This window comes from Alteromonas antoniana, assembly GCF_019249295.1.
GTDB classification, from domain to species: Bacteria; Pseudomonadota; Gammaproteobacteria; order Enterobacterales; family Alteromonadaceae; genus Alteromonas; species Alteromonas antoniana.
Genome location: NZ_JAESDH010000007.1, coordinates 122,779 through 144,694, shown reverse-complemented (window position 1 = coordinate 144,694; position 21,916 = coordinate 122,779). Strand labels below are relative to the sequence as shown.

General features: G+C 50.6%; 18 protein-coding genes. 5 read left to right on the top strand and 13 right to left on the bottom strand.

The window, feature by feature from the left end:
- Positions 1–5: 5 nt before the first annotated feature.
- The 5 genes from kdsB to JKP77_RS08030 form a co-directional block, all read right to left on the bottom strand.
- Complete coding sequence (gene kdsB / locus JKP77_RS08050) at positions 6–761, bottom strand: 3-deoxy-manno-octulosonate cytidylyltransferase (protein WP_218310672.1); 756 nt, start codon at positions 759–761, stop codon at positions 6–8.
- Between the two features lie 10 nt (positions 762–771).
- Positions 772–966 (bottom strand): Trm112 family protein, encoded by a 195-nt coding sequence (locus JKP77_RS08045; RefSeq protein ID WP_218310671.1) that lies wholly within the window; start codon positions 964–966, stop codon positions 772–774.
- A gap of 3 nt (positions 967–969) precedes the next feature.
- Positions 970–1,953, bottom strand: coding sequence for a tetraacyldisaccharide 4'-kinase (gene lpxK, locus JKP77_RS08040; protein ID WP_218310724.1), 984 nt, complete (start codon positions 1,951–1,953; stop codon positions 970–972).
- A gap of 18 nt (positions 1,954–1,971) precedes the next feature.
- Entirely contained in the window at positions 1,972–3,714 is a 1,743-nt protein-coding gene (msbA, locus tag JKP77_RS08035; RefSeq protein WP_218310670.1) for a lipid A export permease/ATP-binding protein MsbA, read from the bottom strand.
- A 200-nt stretch (positions 3,715–3,914) separates the two neighbouring features.
- Entirely contained in the window at positions 3,915–6,113 is a 2,199-nt protein-coding gene (locus JKP77_RS08030; protein WP_246601141.1) for a DNA internalization-related competence protein ComEC/Rec2, read from the bottom strand.
- Between JKP77_RS08030 and JKP77_RS08025 the strand changes: the two genes are divergently transcribed.
- Together JKP77_RS08025 and JKP77_RS08020 are read left to right on the top strand one after the other, a co-directional pair.
- Positions 6,101–6,238, top strand: a complete 138-nt coding sequence (locus tag JKP77_RS08025; protein ID WP_218310668.1) for a hypothetical protein — start codon at positions 6,101–6,103, stop codon at positions 6,236–6,238. The two genes, JKP77_RS08030 and JKP77_RS08025, sit on opposite strands and share 13 nt — an antisense overlap.
- 50 nt (positions 6,239–6,288) lie before the next feature.
- Positions 6,289–6,819, top strand: a complete 531-nt coding sequence (locus JKP77_RS08020) for a DUF2062 domain-containing protein (RefSeq protein ID WP_218310667.1) — start codon at positions 6,289–6,291, stop codon at positions 6,817–6,819.
- A 93-nt stretch (positions 6,820–6,912) separates the two neighbouring features.
- Here JKP77_RS08020 and ligA read toward each other — a convergent pair whose 3' ends face one another.
- From ligA to smc, 3 genes are read right to left on the bottom strand one after another with little or no spacing between them, the layout of a single operon-like run.
- Positions 6,913–8,958, bottom strand: coding sequence for an NAD-dependent DNA ligase LigA (ligA, locus tag JKP77_RS08015; protein WP_218310666.1), 2,046 nt, complete (start codon positions 8,956–8,958; stop codon positions 6,913–6,915).
- A gap of 45 nt (positions 8,959–9,003) precedes the next feature.
- Complete coding sequence (zipA, locus tag JKP77_RS08010; protein WP_218310665.1) at positions 9,004–10,380, bottom strand: cell division protein ZipA; 1,377 nt, start codon at positions 10,378–10,380, stop codon at positions 9,004–9,006.
- A gap of 18 nt (positions 10,381–10,398) precedes the next feature.
- Positions 10,399–13,869 (bottom strand): chromosome segregation protein SMC, encoded by a 3,471-nt coding sequence (gene smc, locus JKP77_RS08005; protein WP_218310664.1) that lies wholly within the window; start codon positions 13,867–13,869, stop codon positions 10,399–10,401.
- 424 nt (positions 13,870–14,293) lie between these two features.
- On the opposite strand from smc, the gene cysZ reads away from it, so the two are divergent.
- Positions 14,294–15,052, top strand: a complete 759-nt coding sequence (gene cysZ, locus JKP77_RS08000; RefSeq protein ID WP_218310663.1) for a sulfate transporter CysZ — start codon at positions 14,294–14,296, stop codon at positions 15,050–15,052.
- 389 nt (positions 15,053–15,441) lie between these two features.
- Here cysZ and JKP77_RS07995 read toward each other — a convergent pair whose 3' ends face one another.
- Together JKP77_RS07995 and nlpI are read right to left on the bottom strand one after the other, a co-directional pair.
- A complete protein-coding gene (locus JKP77_RS07995) occupies positions 15,442–16,908 on the bottom strand; it encodes a tetratricopeptide repeat protein (RefSeq protein WP_218310662.1) in 1,467 nt (488 codons plus the stop codon).
- An 8-nt stretch (positions 16,909–16,916) separates the two neighbouring features.
- The gene (gene nlpI, locus JKP77_RS07990; protein WP_218310661.1) at positions 16,917–17,807 is read right to left on the bottom strand and encodes a lipoprotein NlpI; all 891 of its coding nucleotides are present in this window, start codon (positions 17,805–17,807) and stop codon (positions 16,917–16,919) included.
- Between the two features lie 129 nt (positions 17,808–17,936).
- Here nlpI and cdd point away from each other — a divergent pair, with 129 nt between their 5' ends.
- Positions 17,937–18,353 carry a cytidine deaminase gene (cdd, locus tag JKP77_RS07985; protein WP_218310660.1) on the top strand — a complete coding sequence of 139 codons (417 nt, stop codon included), beginning with the start codon at positions 17,937–17,939 and terminating at the stop codon, positions 18,351–18,353.
- 189 nt (positions 18,354–18,542) lie between these two features.
- On the opposite strand, the gene JKP77_RS07980 is transcribed toward cdd, so the two are convergent.
- The 3 genes from JKP77_RS07980 to JKP77_RS07970 all read right to left on the bottom strand — a co-directional run bounded on the left by JKP77_RS07980 (position 18,543) and on the right by JKP77_RS07970 (position 21,253).
- Positions 18,543–18,836, bottom strand: a complete 294-nt coding sequence (locus tag JKP77_RS07980) for a DUF1244 domain-containing protein (RefSeq protein WP_218310659.1) — start codon at positions 18,834–18,836, stop codon at positions 18,543–18,545.
- A gap of 85 nt (positions 18,837–18,921) precedes the next feature.
- Positions 18,922–21,033, bottom strand: a complete 2,112-nt coding sequence (pnp, locus tag JKP77_RS07975; RefSeq protein WP_218310658.1) for a polyribonucleotide nucleotidyltransferase — start codon at positions 21,031–21,033, stop codon at positions 18,922–18,924.
- Positions 21,034–21,091: 58 nt separating this feature from the next.
- Complete coding sequence (locus JKP77_RS07970) at positions 21,092–21,253, bottom strand: hypothetical protein (RefSeq protein ID WP_218310657.1); 162 nt, start codon at positions 21,251–21,253, stop codon at positions 21,092–21,094.
- 97 nt (positions 21,254–21,350) lie between these two features.
- On the opposite strand from JKP77_RS07970, the gene JKP77_RS07965 reads away from it, so the two are divergent.
- The gene (locus JKP77_RS07965) at positions 21,351–21,908 is read left to right on the top strand and encodes an HNH endonuclease (protein ID WP_218310656.1); all 558 of its coding nucleotides are present in this window, start codon (positions 21,351–21,353) and stop codon (positions 21,906–21,908) included.
- Positions 21,909–21,916: the final 8 nt, after the last annotated feature.

Here is a 21,916-nt window from a genome sequence, read left to right as displayed (position 1 = left end):
ACGTTTCAGCCCCGCACTAATGCCTGGCTCAGCGTAACTAAGTCATCGGGTGTATCAATGCCAACCGGGGGTGGTTTAACCGCGATATCGCAGTGAATGATATCGCCGTACCAGATAGCCCGTAACTGCTCCAGTGACTCTATCTGCTCCAGTGCAGAAGCTGAATACCCGACATATTTCTCTACATAGCCTGCACGGTAGGCATATAACCCAATATGACGCAGATAAAGTGCCGGATCAGCTGCTTTATTCCCGGTCATCATTTTTTCCCTGTCGAAAGGGATAGCGCTGCGAGAGAAATAAATCGCATTGCCTGCTGCATTGGTAAGTACTTTAACGGTATTAGGGTTGAACACGTCTGCGGTGTCATGAATGCGGGTAGCCAGCGTGGCCATTGGCGTTTCGGGCCGCTCAATAAGGTTGCGGGCAACCTGACGGATATTTTCGGCCGGCACAAAGGGTTCATCGCCCTGGACATTCACGACTACCGTATCTGCGGGAATTTTGCGTTGCGAAATGACTTCTGCGATACGCTCTGTTCCGGACTGGTGGTGCTGTGCAGTCATGCAGACGTCACTAAATCCCGTGGCAATCTCTGCGATGCGATCATCATCCGTCGCCACAATGACCTTTTCTGCGCCGGCTTCCGTTGCCCTTTCCACGACATGTTGAATCATTGGCTTGCCCTGGATAGCCGCTAACGGCTTTCCAGGAAAGCGGGTGGACCCATAGCGCGCCGGAATGACCACAGTGAACGGCATTGTCTCTCTCCTATCGGGTAGCATCAACGTCTTCCAGCGACATTTGCGTCGCCTTCTCTTCGATCAGCACAGGGATCCCCTCTTTTACCGGAAAGCGCAAGCGGTCAAACCGGCACACCAGTGCCGAGTTATCACTATCATATACCAGCTTTCCTTTGCACACCGGACATGCAACAACATCCAGTAATCGTTTGTCAAAGGCCATATCTTATCCTTTCTTTAAGTAGCCAGCACGGGCCAGACGCTCGTGCACTAATTGATAAAAGCTGTCCGCCAGTTTAGCGTCCACCGGCAAGTACCAGCAATTGTCATGGGCAAATGCATGCACTTTCACCGCATCTTTTTCCGTCATGATTACCTCGCCTTCTGGTATATCAGAGCGGGAGAAGTGGTGATGATCGCCGAAAGACTGACAAGAAGAAAGCGCTATTCCCATCGACGATAACTGGGCGAAAAAACGCGCAGGATTGCCGATACCTGCAAGTGCATCCGGCTGGGTAAACGCATCTGCTGTACAGGTTGTAGCGGGATCGCGGACATTGCGAAAATCACGTGGCACCAAAGACATAACAAACTCCGGCGGCACACTTTTTAGTTTATCAGGGCGGTTTAGCTGACTGTTGTGAATAACGGCGTCTACGGTCTTTAAACGCCAGCGCCCTTCCCGTAGCGGCCCCATTGGCAGTAGCCAGCCGTTACCGGTCTTGCGGCCGTCCATGACTACCAGTTCCATATCACGCTTAAGCGCATAATGCTGTAGACCATCGTCACACACAATCACGTCGCAGTGGTGTTTGTCAGCAAGAAACGTTGCGCCCCGACTGCGAACAGGATCGATTACCACTGGCACACCGGAGCGAATACTCAGTAAACGGGGTTCATCACCTACTTCACTGGCCGGATCGTTGGCAGTTACCACTCGCGGGTAATAAGGAGACGTAGCGCCGTAGCCGCGGCTCAGGATCCCGACATTCAGCCCTTGTGCAGTAAGATACTCAGCGAGCGCAAGCACAACCGGTGTTTTGCCGTTTCCCCCCACCGAAATGTTGCCAACAACAATCACAAATGCGTCCACATTGTGCTGTTTTTTGATGCCGCTGCGAAACAGCAGGCGCCGGATCCCCGACACCAGCCAAAACAAAATGGTAAATGGCAGCAACAGCCACTGCAGTGGATGCCCCTGATACCACATTCTCTGAATAACGCTCACTTAGTCACCAAATTGCAATGCATGCAACTGGGCATAATGCCCTTTTTTATCCAGCAGTTCCTGATGTTTCCCCATTTCCAGAATACGTCCCTGCTCTACCACAATAATGATATCGGCGTTTTCTATAGTGGAAAGGCGGTGGGCAACCACCACACTGGTGCAGCGCTGCTGCAGCGTCTCTAATGCATCCTGGATCAGGCGTTCCGATTCCGTGTCCAGCGCTGAAGTGGCTTCATCAAGAATAAGAATCGGGGCATCACACAATATGGCCCGGGCAATTGCAATGCGTTGCCGCTGACCGCCGGAAAGCATCAGGCCGTTCTCACCGATGATAGTGTCTAGGCCGTCCGGTAACTGTGCCAGAAACTCAGTAACGTGAGCAATGCTGGCTGCATCTTCAATTTGCTGGCGAGTCACTTTATGCTGCGAACCGTATGCAATGTTGTTGGCAATCGTATCGTTAAACAACACGACATGCTGCGATACCAGAGCAAACTGCTCGCGCAGGCATTTAAGGTCGATATCGTTAAGCGGGATATCATCCAGCGTTATCTGCCCCTTTTGAGGCGAATAGAAGCGCGTAAGCAATGACGATATCGTAGATTTACCGCTACCGGACCGCCCTACCAGCGCAATAGACTGACCTGGCTTCGCTTCAAAAGAAACATGGTGTAATGCCGGGGATTGCTTACCCGGGTAAGTAAACGTCACGTCATGAAATGCCAGGTGCCCTTTCGCGCGTTCCAATTTGATAGTACCGCTGTCGTCTTCATCGTGACGGTCCAGTACTTCGAAAATACTGGTACAGGCTGCCATCCCTTTTTGAAACTCATTATTAATGGTAGTGAGTTGCTTTAACGGTTTTAACAGCATAACCATGCAAAACACCACATTGATAAACACCCCAGCGGTGAGTTGCCTGAGCATATCCGGCTGGCTGGCGATAAACAGCACCACCGCAAGTGCGACAGATGCAATCACCTGAATAGATGACACGCTGAGAATTTGCGTCACTGCCAGCTTCATGGTTTGTTGACGGTTGGTGTTATTTTTCTTTTCGAAACGCTTTTGTTCAATCTCCTGTCCGCCAAACATCAGCACGACTTTGTGGCCCTTTACCGCCTGCTCTACGGCAGAGGTAAGGTTTCCCATCGCCTGCTGAATATTACGGCTGACTACCCTGAAGCGCTTACTGACATAGGAAACAATCACTGCCACAACCGGGCCGATTAATAAGAAGATCAGTGACAACTGCCAGGAGTACCAGAACATCACTGCCAGCAGACCAATCACCAGAGCACCTTCACGTACCAGGGTTAACAGCGCTTTGCCCGCAGCATTGGCGACCTGCTCAGTATCATAGGTGACTTTGCTGATGAGCCCGCCAACCGCCTGGTTGTCATGAAACGACACCGGCAAATGAATGTATTTATCAAATAGCTGCTGACGCATCCGCATGACGACTTTGGAACCTATCCAGGTAAGTGTATAGGTGCCCATAAAATTAAATATGCCCCGCAACAAAAACAGCGGAACAATGGCGTAAGCCGCCAGTCGCAGATAGTCATGGTCGTTATTTCCCAGTGATTCATCAATCATGGGCTGTAATTGCGCGAACACGAAGGTATCTACCGAGGAATAACCAATCATGCCAACGATGGCAACGGCGAAAGGCAACTTATACTCTCGCAGATAGCGAAGGAACCGGCGAACCTGAGACGCGGAATACTCAGTTTGCTGCATGTAATCTAATCACACCTTTTATTAAAACCGGGATATTGTACAGTGTCAGACGCAATTCCCCTAATCCACTCATTTATCGAAGAAAAGTCATTCATCTCTTCGTGCGTTACTGATGTCTGCAAAGCTGGTTACTCTGGAAATGTCGCAATGAACACTTTCATGCAGTATGGAACCAAAAAACGTTTTTTCAATTGCTGCTGTTATTTCTCACGGGTAAACAGGGCTGCATGATACCAGGCGGGTGCCAGATCCTGACGATATTGCTGTACCTGTGGTGATGCCCCTGGCGAAAACGCGACTCTGATATATCCGCTAAAGGCGGTGTTTAGCTGCCTGGCTCCCACTTTACGGTATCGTTCTACTACATCATGACTTGGAAAGTGCCAGCGATTTAAATACCCGGTAGTAAATATTACCGTTTCAGGTTGCGTGACCTTAACCCATGCCATGGTAGATGATGTCCGGCTACCATGGTGAGGCGCCACCAGTACATTTGCGGCAAGTGTCGATCGCTGAGCAAGTAGCTGATATTCCGTGGAACGTTCAATATCTCCGGGAAGCAACACACTGTGCTCATCATCTTTAACCGTAAGTACGCAGGAATTCGCGTTGTCGTTTGTCAGGTTGCCAGGCATTGGCCAGTGATAATAAAAAGTCAGTGATTGCCACTGAAACTGGCTTCCTTGCCGGCATCCTGACACCGGGGTGTGCCAGAAGGTATTTGTGTGTGTGAGCGGGTGTTGACGAAGCAGATTGACGCCACCGGCGTGATCGTTATCTGAATGACTGATAATAACGCCGTCAATATGACGAATATTGAGTTGCTTCAGAGCGGGCAATACCGCAGATTCCATAGCATACGCATAATCATTATACGCCGGGCCGGTATCAATAAGGATAGCGCGATCGCCCCGGGTTATCGCAAGCGCCGTTCCCTGGCCCACATCAAATACATGCAGAAACCAACTGTCACTGCGATAGGGAACCCATGCCAACATCAGGGGTAACAAACACAGGCATACACAGCACTTTCTGTAAGGCACAGCAGGAAATGCCATCAGACATATTGCGACCATCAGCATTAGCAGAGAGCCGGATGGCAGCGTCATTTGCACTACACCGCCTGGCAAAGAGGCGACACGCTCGAGCACAGAAGCGATGACATTTAAAAATGTCGCGCAGCACCTGATGATGTCACCGGCAAAGGCTGGCATCAGTAACGCTGCCCCAAGCGATAGAAACAATAGGGGTAATGACAGTGTTATCACAGGTATCAGAACAAGGTTCACTGGCAACGACACCAGGCTGAACAGGGAAAACCAACCCGCGGTTACAGGAATGAGTAACAGCGACAACCCCACCTGCATCATCAATCCTGCCCGCCACCAGTTTGTCGCTGCCAACTGGTAGCGCCACAACAAAAACCAGATCCCGTACACCGCAGCAAGGCTCAAGATAAAGCCAGCTGAAAGTAACTGTAGCGGAAATAGCACAAAACAGGCAGTCGTCATTAACAGCGCAACATGGCGTGCAGACCAGGATGCTGCACTTGTTGTCAGAGTAAAACAGATGGTTAGCAGTACCCAGGCCCTGACGGCGGGAAGCGCCGCGCCCGTGAGAGTGACGTAACCGGCAGCTACCAGACACACGGCAACGGCAATAGGACGGCGTACATTGCGATAAGGCGCTAGCGTACCACCTGCCCGGCTCCACACTACTATTGCAATTTTTGCCAGCAAAACCAGTGCTGTTGCGATTATTCCCACGTGCATGCCGGATACGCTGAAAAGATGTGCAGTCCCCGTGTTTTGCAACGTATCCCAGTCCGCGTCAGATAAGCCGCTTCTATCCCCAAGCAATAACGCCAGCAGCCATTTGGGATCTGAACCTGAATGACTGACAATGAAACGCTTGATTTGCTGACGCGCTGACTCGGACGGAGCGTGCCATTGCTGCCACGCTCTGATGTAGCCAGTGGCGACAATATTTTTGCTTACCAGCAAGCGGTGATAATCAAATGCACCCGGGTTTGCCAGCCCGGCGGCAGGCTTTAACCGTGCAGTAAAAGTGACATCTTGCCCTGCTTGCCGACAGGCTATGGGTGTATGCTCATATACACGAATGTATCGGGTAAAAAAATAGGTGTCATTATCGAGAGCATCGACCGCAACAGTGAGCTGTTGTTTGTCAAAATCACAATCTACATCAAAAATTTCGCCTTTTACCGTGACATCCTGATGAATATTGTTTACCGGGAGTTGCCAAACAACATACCAATGCCCTACACTCGCCATCCAGAGAATGCCTATTGAAGCACCCTGTATGACTTTTTCTGTTCCCGAAAGCACGCCAGAATACGAACTTTTTCTGCAGATCCGGGGTAGAAATGGATATCGCAAACGGCACAGGGATTGAAATGCCAGCAGCAAAACGCACCAGCAAACCAGCTCAGGCAAGTTTGGCAGAAATTGCCAGAATAGTGATGACGCGGCCCCCAGGCAAAATCCTGTTAACCGGAGTGTAAAGCTATGATGCATTCCATTGTGGGCCTTAGCAGACGATCGTATACGTGTTATGCCTAAAAAATTTATAAAGCGATTTTTGCCTGATCATCAGACAATTAAAAAACAGCGCGCGCTACGCATCTTTGGCTCGGTACTTCACGAGCCCAATCTGTGGCACCTGAATCGCCGCTCCGCATCCGGTGCTTTCGGTATCGGGCTTTTTTTCGCCTTCTGGCCAGTGCCTTTTCAAATGTGGCTGTCAGCCGGCATGGCGATCCCATTTCGGGCGAATTTGCCCTTGTCCGTCGCCACAGTATGGATCACCAATCCGTTTACCATGCCGCCAATATTCTACGCGGCTTACAAGGTCGGAACGACTGTACTGGGAACCAGCCCCCAGCATTTTGAGTTTCAATTCAGCTGGCAGTGGGTAATTGAAAGCCTCACAACGATAGGTCCGGCGTTTTTGGTGGGGTGTGGGATTTGCTCAGTTCTGGCCGGATTACTGGGTTACTTCGGACTGAACTGGATGTGGCGCTTTCAGGTGCGAAGGGCCTGGGATCGCCGGCGCGAGAGACGCAAACAAAAAGGAGCACAATAGCCCCTTTTTTTGTTTTTGCAACAGCGCGACACATTACTTTGTTACCGGGTTGCCGCTGCCAACGTTTACTGATGAATAACAAAGACCGCCGGATTAGTCGGCGTACAGGTTATATTTTCTCAGATACGCCAGTAACGCGTCCTCGTCCCAGACAGCAACACCTAACCCCTGTGCTTTCGTCAGTTTAGAGCCCGCTTTGTCACCCGCAACAAGAAAGTCTGTGTTTGCAGATACCGAACCGGCTACTTTGGCGCCAAGTTGTTGCAGTAGCGCTTTCGCGTCATTGCGTCCCATAGCGGTCAGCGTCCCGGTTAAGACGCACGTTTGTCCTTCAAGGGGCTGTTCAGCTGACTCGTCCACTTCGATAGCAGGCCAGTTTACCCCCTCACTCAACAATGCCTCGATGATCTCGGTATTATGACTTTCGTGAAAAAAGTGATAGATATGCTGCGCCACTATCTCGCCCACATCGTTGACAGCTTTGAGTTGCTCAACGTCTGCGTCTTTCAGGGCGTCCAGCGTTTTAAAATGTAATGCAAGATTTGCCGCTGTAGTCTCACCGACTTCACGAATACCCAGGGCATACAAAAAGCGGGCAAATGTGGTTTGCTTTGAAGCCTCCAGTGACGTCAGCAGATTCGACGCAGACTTTTCTGCCATCCGTTCCAGTCCGATAAGTTCAGAAAGCGATAAGCGAAAAAAGTCAGCGGGACTTTTCACCAGATCAGCATCTACCAACTGCTCTACCAGTTTGTCACCCAGCCCATCAATATCGAACGCCTTGCGCGATGCGAAGTGCTTAAGCGCCTGCTTGCGTTGTGCACCACATATCAGCCCACCGGTACAGCGGGCAACCGCTTCATCTTCAAGCTTTTCCACGTGAGAGCCACAAACCGGACAAGAACACGGAAACGCAATTTCGCTCACATCATCCGGCCTGCGCTCTTCGATGACTGACACAACCTGTGGGATCACGTCTCCGGCGCGACGGATCACGACGTAATCTCCCACTTTTACGCCAAGGCGCTGGATTTCATCCTGGTTATGCAAAGTGGCGTTTGACACCGTCACACCACCTACAAACACCGGTTCCAGACGCGCCACAGGTGTAATAGCGCCAGTACGGCCAACCTGAAACTCCACATCAGTCAGGCGGGTAATCTCTTCCTGAGCAGGAAACTTATGCGCTATTGCCCAGCGTGGAGCTCTGGCAACAAACCCAAGCTGCTGCTGACGCGCTATACTGTCTACTTTAAATACCACGCCATCAATGTCATAGGGCAATGCATCCCGTGTCTGCAATATATGCTGATAATATTCCAGGCAACCTGCTGCGCCCTGCGCGATATCAATTTCCGGACAAAGCGGTAATCCCCAGCGTTTAATCATCGCCAGACGTTCGCTGTGAAGCGACGGCAGTGTGAAGGAATCCGGTGCTACGACGCCCAGCGAATATGCATAAAACATAAGAGGACGTCTAGCCGTAATTTTAGAGTCGAGCTGGCGTAGGCTACCCGCTGCCGCATTTCTGGGGTTAGCAAAAACTTTATCGCCGTTTTTACGCTGCGTCTCGTTGAGCTTTTCGAAACCGGATTTCGACATAAACACTTCGCCGCGTACTTCCACCCGCGCGGGAACAGCATCACCACGCAGTTGCAACGGCACATTAGCAATCGTGCGTACGTTTTTGGTAATGTTTTCGCCAACCTGACCGTCGCCCCGCGTGGCGGCACGCACCAGCACGCCATCTTCGTAAAGTATGCTGACGGCCAGGCCATCCAGCTTTGGCTCACAGCTAAACTGCAATGGGGACGTCTCTTTGAGTCGATCGCTTATTCGTTTTTCAAACGCTAACAACGAGGCCTCATCAAAGGCATTATCTAAAGATAACATTGGTACTTCGTGTGTTACCTGTTCAAAGGCCTGCAGTGGTGCCCCACCCACCTTTTGGGTTGGGGATGATGGAGTCATCAGCTCCGGGTGGGCCTTTTCAATGGCTTTCAGCTCTTCCATCAGCCGGTCATATTCGGAATCCGGAACCGTGGGGGCATCGTCTACGTAGTACTGGAAATTATAGTCGTTGATCTGCTCTCGCAACGCCGCGGCGCGCTCGCGAACCGCGTCAGTCAGTGTGCTCATATATTACTCGTGTGGTCTGGCGCAGAGGGTTCTGCGCCGGTGTTGCTAGTGGCGTGAAATCATCCGCTGACGCTCAAATTCACGGATCTTTTCGATGTACTGTTGCAGCCCTTGTTTGGTCAGAACGCTGCGTCTGCCGTCAAGAACCTGAGCGTGAAATTCATCGGCAATTTTACGCGCGGCATTGTGCATCATGTTAAATACCTGATGCGGATCACCTTCAATAGGTAAGATCATGAATAATGACACCCCCTGAGTGGTAAATGTCTCAAGGTTATCAATATCAAAAACTCCGGGTTTAAACATATTGGCGAGGCTGAACAACACCGGCCCCTTACCATTTGAATTCACATGGCGGTGGAAAATATCCTGTTCGCCAAATTTAAAGCCTAAGGTCAACAACATCGGTAACAAGGCAGCGCCGCTGATGGGCTCATCTTCCGGTGCGCGAACATTCAGTACCAGGACTTCCTGCTCGCCAGAGGGTGCCGCTTGTGGCTTGTCGTTCTGCGCCTTGGATTCAGGCGCTTGTGCGGCTGCAGGCTCATGGTCGCTATGTTTAGCCGAATCCTCGAAGTCTATGCGCATTTGATCGTCACCAAAGCTCGGTTCCTGACGCTTTTTATTTTGCGGGCGAGATTTTTTCCTGCCGACCAGTCGCCTAGCCTGTTCGGAAAAACTGCTGACATTAGAACCCTCAGGCGGTTCACTGGATTGCGATGGCTGAGGATCAAGGCTGAATTCATCAACTTCATCAGGCGTGCCATCAGCCACATTATCCGCGCTGTCGCGATCTTCTTCGGCTGCGTCCTCTTTTTCCCGGAGTAAAAAGCCCGGCGGCTCCGGAATATCAACATCATCCTCGCCAGCAGGCCGGTTTGACTTAATATGGGGTTTCGGATTAGTCACTACAGAGCCATAGAGTTTCTCTGTGGCTTCCGGGCGGACTATGTGCTGACTGCGACTCGGCGTATCAGAGTCGTCCGGGGCCGTCTGCTCGTCATTGTCAACGCCATCTTCATGCGGATGCGTTGCCACCGGCTCCTCAGGCTCACCGTCACTGCCGTGACTGGTTACAGGTGCCCCTTCAGCGCCGACAGGAGGCTGCGGCGTTACTTCGTCTTGCGCGCCAGCGATAATTCGTACTTTCCCCAGTCCCAAATCATCATAGTCTGGATCTGACAAGGCGTCTGGCGCCTGGTCATCAGTCTTGCGTTTATGTCCGACATCATCGTCATTCCAGGCAATATCATCAGCATCCAGCTCATCGCCATCAGCCGTCCACTCTCCCGGCTCTACCCGGGACCGATGTGAATCATTGCTTTTACTGCCTTTTCTGATTTTCCAGATACCATGAGCAAGTACTGCGAGAATAAAAAAAGTACCTGCTACCAGCAATGACAGACGTAATTCATCTTCCATTAATTTAGTCGCCCTTTGTTATGCTTCTGCGAAGGCAATGGCTTCATCAACATCCACCGCTACCATCCTGGAAACGCCAGGTTCAGCCATGGTTACCCCGGTGAGATGACTTGCCATCTCCATCGCAATCTTATTGTGGGTGATATAAATAAACTGCACGGTTTGGGACATCTCCGAAACCAGATTACAGAACCGTCCGACGTTAGCATCGTCAAGCGGCGCATCCACCTCATCCAGCAAACAAAACGGCGCTGGATTCAACCTGAAAATTGCAAACACCAATGATAAAGCGGTTAACGCTTTTTCTCCACCGCTTAACAGATGAATTGTACTATTTTTCTTGCCGGGCGGCCGCGCCATAATGGTCACACCGGTTTCGAGCAAATCATCATCAGTTAGCGCCAGATAGGCTGAACCTCCGCCGAACACCTTTGGAAATAGCTGTTTGAGATCGTCATTAACCTGTTCAAAGGTGTTGGAAAAGCGGGTACGGGTTTCTTTGTCGATTTTACGAATAGCACTTTGCAGCGTTTCCAGCGCCTCTACCAGGTCATTATGTTGTGAGTCCAGGTGCGCTTTTCTTTGTGACTGCGTCTCGAATTCTTCTACTGCGGCCAGATTCACTGCGCCTAAGCGCGACACCGCGGCGATGGTTTTCTCTAATTCTGCCTGCCAGTTCTGCTCATCCGCGTCTTCAGGCAGCGACTCAAGAATGGGCTTTAATGCCTGGCCGGTTTCCTGAAGTTGCTCCAGCACAGATGTGGCTCTGACGCGATACCCTTCAATTTCCAGCCTGATACTTTCGATGGCAGACTGACGCTGCTGAATTTGCTGGACAAGGCCCTGCTGGCCCTGTTCGGCTTCTTTCAGAAGTTGCTCGACATCATCCAGGCTTGCTTGTAGCCCGCGACGTTTGTCTTCCATTTCCGCCTTTTCTTCCAGCAGTTCCTGCAGCTGGGCCTGCTGCGTTTCCATCGGCTGCGACAAATTCGCTTTTTCTTCCGTCAGTGCATTGAGGCGTGACTGATAATCCAGTAACTGTGATTCATTACGTATTACCTGCTGCGCATACATTTCCAGCTGACTTTCACTTTGCTGAAGTTTAAGCGCAAAAGTATGACTATCCTGGAGCAGCGTTTCAGTCAACGCGCGTGCACCGGACAGCGTTTCTTCGCGCTTCTCACGTGCCTGTTGTACATCCTGAACGTGAATTTCGTGCTCGAGTATCATCGCTTCCAGCTCCTCAAGCCTTTCAGATAATACCGCCAGTTGCTGCTCTTCGGACTCCAGTAGCTGTTCTTGTTTGTGCAGGTCGTCAGAAAGTTTTTGGGTACGGGAACGGTTCTGCTCAAGCTGCATATTAACAATCCCTAGCTGGTGTTGTATCTGCTGCGACTGTGAACGGGCCTGCTCAAGCTGTTGTTTGACATTTTCCATCTGCTCGGTTTGCACATCGAAACGCTCCTGCTCCTGCGCTACGCGGGCACCGATAACCTCGATTTCCTCATTAAGCTGTGCCTGCGTTTGGCCAAGCTCATCAAGCTGAGCTGCACGATACAACGTCCCTTCACTTTGCGACACGGTGCCGCTGACAATCCAGTCTCTGGCCATCCAGGGGCCGTCTTTTACAATTACACTCTGATGGTTTGCCAACCCTGGCAACATCGCCAGCGCCTTATCTGAGGTGTCTGCTAAAAAAATATCGTTAAACACGCCGGGGCAAGAGCCCGTTTTTACAAAAGAGGCAAGCGTGCCTGCTGCTGCGTCACGACTTAGGATCTGATCAACAAAAACAGGTTTTCCGGATGGCAGCGAGTTTCCGCTTTCGCTTAATTCAGCAAGTGAATGGGTGTCGGCTGCCATAGGATGCTGCCAGTGTGCGAGTACGCGTTCAAACGTCGACTCCATCCCCGGCGTCACATCCAGTAACTGCCAGAGTGGCGTCAGCCCCGCCATGATTTCTTCCTGCGTATGGGAGGCATCTTCCTGCAGCGCTTCTAATGCGGCAATCTTAGATGCCACCTGCTGCGCGGCATTTTCCTGCTCTCGTAGCGTCGACTGCGCTGCCGCCAGTGACTGACGTATCTCGTGCAACACATCCTGATGGGTAGTCAGCGAGGCTTCTGCATCATGCTCCGCAGCCTGAGCGTCCCTGAGTGCTTCATCAAGCGCGTCACGCTGCTCTGCAGTGCTGTCATCGTTCAGCGAGGCCAGCTCTTCTTTAAGCTCGGTAACCCGCTGCGACGTTCGCAGTTGCATGCTCATCGTCGACTGTATTTGTCCGTGGCAAGACTGCACTTGCTGCTTCAGCTCGTGATAACGCTGTTCATGCTCGCGGCTTTCACTGTTAAATGTTCGCAACGCCTGTTCAGCGTCATCTCTGTCCTGTTGGGCCTGTTCTAGACGCGCCTGCACCATTTCTTTCTCAGGCTCAAGCTGATCACGCTGCGCCTCCGCCAGCGCTCTTGCTTCTCTGGCTTCGTTTAATGACGACTCCAGCGCGGTTTTACGATCCTGTAACTCGCGTAACTCGGTATCAATTTGCTGACTGCGCTGTTGACTGTGAAGTGTATTTTGTTCGATGCGGGTAATCGCGGTAGTGGCGGTGAACAGCGCCTGCTGAAGAACTTCAGTCTCCTGTTTGAGATCATCACGCTGCTGGCGATACGTTTCCATCCCAGCCTCGTCCCCACGCTGACGGGCAACAAGCGCATCCAGTTCCGTTTGCTGATGGTGCTGATCTTTTTCCAGCCGCTCGATATGGTGGCTGTGCTTTAACCAACGGATCGCGGCGAGTTCGGATTTTAAGCTTCTCTCGCTCGCTTTAAGTGTCTTATAACGTGTTGCTGCCGCGGCCTGGCGCTGCAGTTTTTCTAGTTGCTGTCCGAGCTCCTGACGCACGTCCTCAAGCCTGTCCAGGTTATCTACGGTGTGCCGGATGCGGTTTTCGGTTTCCCGCCGACGCTCTTTGTAGCGTGAAATACCTGCCGCTTCTTCGATAAAAACCCGCAACTCCTGCGGTTTGGACTCAATAAGCCGGGAAATCATCCCCTGCTCGATGATCGCGTAACTTCTCGGTCCAAGGCCGGTACCCAGAAACAAATCGGTAATATCACGACGCCGGCACTTCACGCCGTTAAGAAAATACGTTGATGTAGCATCACGGGTAACCAGACGCTTTACAGCCAGTTCGTTGTATCTGGCGTACTCGCCACCGATGCGACCTGAACTATTGTCAAATACCAGTTCAACACTGCACTGTCCAACCGGCTTTCTGGCTGAGGAACCATTAAAGATAACGTCTGTCATGGCGTCGCCACGCAGATTTTTTGCCGAGCTCTCACCCAGAACCCAGCGCACCGCATCAATGACATTAGATTTGCCGCAACCATTCGGACCGACCACGGCCGTCATGTCACCCGGAAAGGGTATGGAGGTGGGATCGACAAAAGACTTAAAGCCTGCAAGCTTAATCTTTTTCAGGCGCACGTGTTCACTCCCGGTGTGCGCAGGCACAGAGCATAGGTTGTCAGGACAGTGCCGGACATCTTCTGGAAGGTTAAAAAGTACGCTGAGCGCAGCATGATTCGCGCGTGTCGTTAATTATTATTGTTGGCTGACTCTACCAAAACTAACACGCTGTAACAATTGGCATTTATCGCACCGGAAGAAATGCTTTATAGTAGCACCCACAGCGTTTTACGGCGTCTGTTGTACCGTGTAATTAATGACTTCAAGCGTATGCGTAGTATCTGCACAGCAAGGTTACTGTTTGCTGATTCCCTACCGGGGGATTGTAGATCGCATACCGGGTTTCCGCCTGAATCCAACAACCGGCAGGTTGTCCAAGCGTAAATGCCTTACAACGACGTGTAGCGTTAAGCGTGTCAGTTTAGCTATAACAGGAGAATCAATGATTTCACGAAGTGGATTCAGTTACTTTAGCCAGGGATTCAGCCTCATCAGAACCAAAGGGTTAAAACGCTTTGTTTTCGTACCTCTGGCGATAAATCTGATTTTGTTTGCTACCGCGTTTTATTTTCTGTACGGCCAGATTGAAACCGGCATTACTTACCTGATTTCGATGATTCCGGAGTGGCTTGGCTGGTTGAAAAAAGCGTTGGTGTTTTTTCTGTGGCCACTGGCAATAATTTCCGTCTTGCTTATCTTTGCGCTTATCTTCGGCACACTGGCAAACTGGATAGCCGCCCCTTTTAATGGCGTACTGGCGGAAAAAGCAGAGCGTCACCTAACCGGAAAACCGTTAGGCGATGAGGGTGTGCTGTCATTGATCAAAGACATTCCTAGAACACTGGGGCGTGAACTGTCGAAATTAACCTGGTATTTGCCAAGGGCAATCGGCTTTTTCTTAATTTTTCTGTTTGTGCCTGTCTTCGGCCAGATTATCTGGTTCGTGTTCTCAGCATGGATGATGGCTATTCAGTACTGCGATTATCCGTATGATAATCACAAAGTAGACTTTACCCGAATGCGGCTCCACTTAAGCCAACATAAAGGAAAAGCCCTGTCATTTGGGATCATGGTCAACATTTTCTCACTGATACCTATCGTCAATTTTATCGTGATGCCGGTTGCGATTTGTGGCGCGACGGCCATGTGGGTTGCTGAACTGCGTGATGAAATGCTTGGTGCTGATGCGAATCGCAACTAAGATTAGCATGACGGTCAAACCAGAAAGGGGTTCCCTGTAACGGGCCAGCGGCTTGCTGATCACTGGTGTACGAGATTCGTGCACTCTCCGCGCGTTTGACCAAGGCACGGTGATGGGGTTGAACATTATTTAATGAATGCTAAGCAGCGCTGCGCAAAGTGCGTTTAGCAAATATCCGCCGAGCAGCGTTTATTTGCAATTTCTGCGGTGATATCGCCTGCATAGTTAAATCGGGGGGCATGTGTAGGCGCTGCCTGAAAGGCTTGGAGCTAAAGCGTTCTAATACTGCGATATCAGCCACCTGTTTGGATTGTCAAGTTACGCTGCTTCTGCCTGGTACCGGTGCGCTTTAGCATCAAGGATAAATACTGAACAAAGATACCCAGGCTCTAGGGGGTAACGTCAGACACGGCTGCCCCCGCTTCCACTTCCGACACCTCGCGATAGGATTCATAACGTTTTAACCATTCATCAGCATCTGCCGTTTGCTGGCCCTGATGGAAAGACTGGAATAAGTTTAAATACACCGGGCGGTGAACGGTTTTATCTTCCAGCTGTGCTTTCCATAGTCGTATATAGGACGCCGGGATCACACCGCTGTCATGATGCTCAAGAAAAGTCACCTGACGCGAAGGCTTGTAAGCGTTAACGCCAATACTTTCGCAGGTTTTCGCATGCCAGACGCCGGCACTGCCAAGTTGCTGCCACTGCCCTACCCGCGTCACCGGCTGATAGGTCAAGGCCCCGTCAAAGACCAGATTAGGAATATCTTCACGGCCACAATATCGTCTCGCGGCCGCTTTTGTCAGAGGATACTCATCTGCAAAACCAGCAAAATGCGCCAGCTCATGAACAAAAACAGAGTATGCATCTGATATATCCAGAAACATCACCCCGTTATGCGTATTCGCGGTTCCCTGCTTTGCAACGATAACGGCATGGGTGAAATCCCGCTTTTTCACGGCTGCCGATAACGGCCTGATATCACAACCCAGCCGGCCACTGCGTTTCCAGTTGTCATTACACTTCAGCTCGTCGCCCTGAAGCCAGACTGGCGGTTGCATACATATGGGCAAGGGTTCAAGACGTTTGTCGAGCTGAAATCGTTGGTACAACGCATCAGCCCGTTGAATAGTAGAAAGCGATGTGGCAAATATCTGAATTCGCTGCAAACAGCGTTTATTTTCAGGCCACTGCCGCGGGGTAATCTGACTGAAGGTTCGGGGTTGATAACGCGCTATCATCTTGGCGAGCGATGCGGCCATCTCATGGCCCTGCTCAGCCGCCTTCTCAAGGTAACCTTTTCCCGCCGCGTGCTCACCACTTTCCCACAACAGCCTGCCGTATTTAAATGCACTTTGCGCATCGAGGTCGGCGGTTTTCTCTAACCAGGGTCTCGCGTTCTCAGGCTGTTGCTGTAACAGATACCAGTCAGCGAGTGCTGCCTGTGCCGGCACATAGTCTTGTCGGGCAGATTTTAGCAACCAGGTTTCCCGAAGCTCTGGATCCTCTACCGACAAGGCATAAGCCAGCTGCGCGTCAGGGACATTACCCATCGCTGCCAGCCGCATTAATTTGCCGGAATCTTCGTCTGGTGCCGCGCGTTCATACAATACCCAGGCCGCGTCAGCATTCCCGATTTTCACCAGCCGGTTCAGCCAGTAGGTACTGTCATTCTCTGCCGCATACGTCACCAGCGCCTGCTGAGCATATTCGTTTCTTTGTATCGCCGCTGACCAGAGTAACGCCGCCGGATTTTTGGCCTGCGCCGCATTCCTCAATAACTGAGGAACGGAGAAACCGGTATCGCCGCTAAGTAGAAACAGTGCTATCACTGCCAGAACTAATCCTCGCATACGATACTTTAATCCGGGTCGCGATCGGTACTTCTGAGCCTTCCAAGCTCCAGCCTTGCGTAGCGATGCTCAACATAGTCAAACACGTTAGTGCTCAGCGCAAGTTTAAAATAATTCGACGCGATCCCACGGTTTCCTTGCTGGCTGTGATATTTACCAAGATAAAAGTACGCCTCACAAAGCCTGTCCGTCAGCGCTTTCTGGCTGGTTACGCCGTCAATCAGAGAGTTCAGAACGTCGTTTTCTGATTTCAGGCCAAGGAATAAGTCAACCAGCATGGTTGCCCAGTGATCGTTATCCAGTTCCGGTCTGACAGAAACCAGGTAAGCGTTACCTTTCTCCTGACTGATGTCGTTGTAAGCAAAATAAGCCCAGAGCACACGAAAAGGGTCGGAGTTGTCTTTTTCCTGAAACGTATCCAGATCTTTGACTGCTAAATCCGCACGACCGCCGTAGTACAGGGCGATACCCCGATTAAGAAACGCGAAGTCATAGTCGGGATCTATGTCTAAGGTAGAATCAAAGGCTTCGTATGCCTGCACGAATTCCTGCTGCTGAATGTAATGAATACCCATTGAGTTGTATGCGGGAGCAAGGTCCGGCTTGAGACTAAGCGCCTGGGTATAGTCGAACTGAGCGAGGCCTGCCAGACCCACGCTGTCGTATAACATCCCTCTCTGAAAATGCAGTTCAGCCTTATCTTCCTCTGCCAGTTGCGCATTTGCGAGTATCTGATTGTAGCGGGCAATGGCAACCTGAGAACGAGGGTTTACTGGTGCAGGCTCTGCCAGAAGCAGGTTTCCCATCTGTGTTTGTTCATGATTGGATGGCGTTTGAGCACATCCACCAAGAATCGCGACGGAGAGTGAAAAAAAGAGAGGACGCACAAGTTTATGCATGTTAAAAATGGATTCACCTATGAAAAAAACCGGTCCCGCTTGAATACGACTTCGGGCGATGAATGCCGCCAACGATGGCGCATTTGGCGTGTAATGTAAAGCGCCACGATGACAATTACGAGATCAAAAATGAAAAAGAATGTAATGACAACGCTGATTGAAAAAGCCACTGAGGCACAATCCAATGCACATGCTCCCTATTCGGGCTTTCAGGTCGGTGCTGCGGTGTTGTCTTCCGACGGCGACATCTTTGCAGGTTGTAATGTGGAAAATGCAGCCTACCCTCTTGGACAATGTGCAGAGGCAACCGCTATTGGTATGATGGTGGCAAAAGGTGGAAAAGCGCTTGATGGCGTGGTGATTATGTCTCCGAATGACGAGTTTTGTTTCCCCTGCGGCGGATGCAGACAGAAAATTGCAGAGTTTGCCGGGGATGCTGTGCCGGTTATTATGGCCACGAAAACAGGTGATACCTTCACGACTACTGTAGGGGAACTACTTCCCCATGCGTTTCGCTACAGCCAACCTGAGAAAAAAGCAAGCTGATAGCCAGCAAAGGCATTTAAGCCTGCTTATCATTGTGCAGTATCAATGTCGGACGCCAAACGCCCTAATACAAGGCATTAGCAGCATGGTTTGGCAGTCCAAATGAGCGGCGGATAACACAGTGACGTGCCAGTCAGCGCTGCCACAAGCCAAGCCGCAACAGCACGCTAATTCGCTGGGCCTCTTCTCTTACCCTTTCTGGCGCTCTGCGAGCTTTGCCAACTGCTCTTCAGTGGCAGGTGACTGGTGCTTCTCTTTCCATTCTGAATACGGCATTTTGTACACTATTTCGCGGGCCGCGTCGTAGTCTACTGATTCGCCGTGCTCCTGTGCCGCAGATGCGTACCATTTCGCAAGACAGTTACGACAAAAATCCGCCAGAATCATTAAATCAATATTCTGCACATCTTTGTTTGCGTCCAGATGATCCACTAAACGTCGAAACACTGCCGCTTCCACTTCTGTTTGTGTTTGCTTATCCATTTCCGTCCCTTTAAAAATCAAAAAAGGGAGCAAGGCTCCCTTTTAAATCGGTGAACAATGCAGGTCAGACAACCTGCACCAGAACTTACTCGCCGTCGTCAGATTTTGGCGCAGGCTTTTCAAGCAGTTCTTTGATGCTCAGACGAACGCGGTTCTGACGGTCAATTTCCATCACTTTCACGTCAACCATCTGACCTTCAGACAGGTAGTCAGCCACTTTATTCACACGCTCATGCGCGATTTGTGAAATGTGAACCAGACCTTCTTTACCTGGCAGAACTTCAACGAACGCACCGAAGTCAACAATACGGGTTACTTTACCGTTGTATGTCTTACCTACTTCGATTTCCGCTGTAACCTGCTCAATCTTGCTGATAGCAATATCTGCCTTCGCACGTTCAGTGGCGAAGATCTTGATAGTACCGTCGTCTTCGATCTCGATGTTAGTATCGGACTCTTCGGTGATTTGACGAATCATCGCGCCGCCTTTACCAATAACATCACGGATCTTGTCCTGATCGATCTTCATGGTATAGATGCGTGGGGCGAATTCGCTCAGCTCTTCGCGGTGACCGCCAATCGCTTCGTCCATAACAGACAGGATGTGAAGACGGGCTTCTTTCGCCTGCTTCAATGCCTTCTGCATGATTTCTTTGGTGATACCTTCGATTTTGATATCCATCTGCAGCGCAGTGATACCGTCAGTCGTACCGGCCACTTTAAAGTCCATGTCGCCAAGGTGATCTTCGTCACCCAGGATATCAGACAGAACCACAAAGTTGTCGTCACTTTTCACCAGACCCATTGCGATACCCGCAACAGAGGCCTTAATCGGTACACCCGCATCCATCAGTGCCAGAGACGTACCACAAACAGACGCCATCGAAGACGAACCGTTAGATTCTGTGATTTCAGAAACCACACGTACTACGTACGGGAATTCTTCTTCACTTGGCATAACAGCCTGAATACCACGTTTCGCCAAACGTCCGTGACCAATTTCACGACGCTTAGGCGACCCAATCATACCCGTCTCACCAACACAGTATGGAGGGAAGTTGTAATGCAACATGAAACGGCTGTCACGCTTACCGGCAAGCTCGTCAATCATCTGTGCATCACGCTCTGTACCCAGAGTGGCAGCAACCAGTGCCTGGGTTTCACCACGGGTAAACAGTGCTGAGCCGTGAGTACGTGGCAGAACGCCAGTAGCAACGTTCAGTGCACGGATCATCGCCGGATCACGACCATCGATTCGTGGCTCGCCCGCCAGGATGCGTGAACGAACAACGTCACTTTCCAGTTCGTGCAACAGGTCCAGTACTTCTTTCTTATCCTGCTCTTCGTTTTCTGCCATGATATCCGCAAGCGCTTTTTCAGTCACTGCAGTTACTGCGTCTTTACGCTCCATCTTGTCAGAAATCTGGTAAGCGGCTGTCATCCCTGACTCTGCAAGGGCTTTAATTTTGCTCTTGAGGTCAGTATTTTCAGCGTCTGGCTGCCAGTCCCACTTCGGTGTGTTCACTTCAGCAGCGAACTCGTTTACTGCGCTAACCACTGTCTGTAATTGCTCGTGCCCGTACATTACGGCACCCAGCATGGTATCTTCAGACAGGATGTTAGCTTCTGATTCCACCATCAACACTGCGCTTTCTGTACCGGCAACGACCAGGTCCAGCTCGCTGGTTTCCTGCTCAGAAGCACGGGTGTTCAGAAGATATTCGCCATCAGTATAACCAACGCGAGCTGCGCCGATTGGACCGTTGAATGGAATACCCGAAATTGCCAGCGCGGCTGAGGTACCGATCATAGACACGATGTCTGTTGGAATTTCAGGGTTGGCAGAAACAACGGTAATAACAACCTGAACTTCGTTCTTGAACCCTTCCGGGAACAGTGGACGGATAGGACGGTCAATCAGACGAGCGGTTAAGGTTTCGCCTTCTGAAGGACGACCTTCACGTTTGAAAAAGCCACCCGGAATTTTCCCGGCAGCGTATGTTTTTTCCTGGTAGTTAACAGTCAGAGGAAAGAAATCCTGATCAGGTTTTGCTTCTTTCTTACCAACTACGGTTACCAGAACAGCGGTATCGTCCATGCTGGCCATAACGGCAGCCGTTGCCTGACGGGCGATTACGCCTGTTTCCAGAGTGACAGTATGTTGTCCATACTGAAATGATTTTGTAATAGGAGTCACTATTTGTCCTTTAATTTCAATCTTTATTTATCGCTTTTAAACGCGGCGCATAGTATAGCTATGAAAACCGGCGAATACCATTATCAAATTTTTTCTCACGCGGATTTTCTTTAATTCCCATTGCAGCGCCAGCACAGCATTTGCGGCAAGCCTTAACATCACCCAGCGGAGGCGGCAAACAGACGACGGCGTCGTAAGTATTACCTGTATCTTTCAGCATTAATCATAATTTTTCTTTAATAATGTACATTTTTTCATCTATTTGAAACAAAAATAGGTATGCTAGAGTTACACCTACCCCATATTGGGAGTGTTTTATGTTAGTACTTCGTTTGAATAAGGCTGGCATGCCGCAGGAATGGGTTTCTCCGGAACAGGCGGCAAGACTGTATTGTCAGGAAAAAGTGTTGTTTGAGCTTGGCTCAGATCACATGGTCATGCACGGCGGATGGAACCATATTGGTGAACAAAGTACGCTGCGACTGGCTTCTATTATAGCCTGCGATGGCAAAGTTACGGACGTAAGTGGCAAAATTGCCCTGACTAACCGCTACCTTTTTCGCAGAGACAACTATCTGTGTTTGTATTGCGGTAATACTTTCCCCGTCTCACAACTGACACGTGACCATATTCTTCCCCGTTCTCGTGGCGGGCGTGATAACTGGACAAATGTGGCAACCGCGTGCAGTCGGTGCAATCATGCGAAAGGCGCTAAAACACCGGAAGAAGCGGGTATGGCGTTATTAGCTGTGCCGTTTACGCCGAACGTTTACGAACGTTTTTACCTGATGAATCGACGTATCCTCGCTGATCAAATGAGCTTTCTGAAAAGTCACTTTACCCAGCGACGGGATTGGGAAATCAGTATGACCTGACATTACCG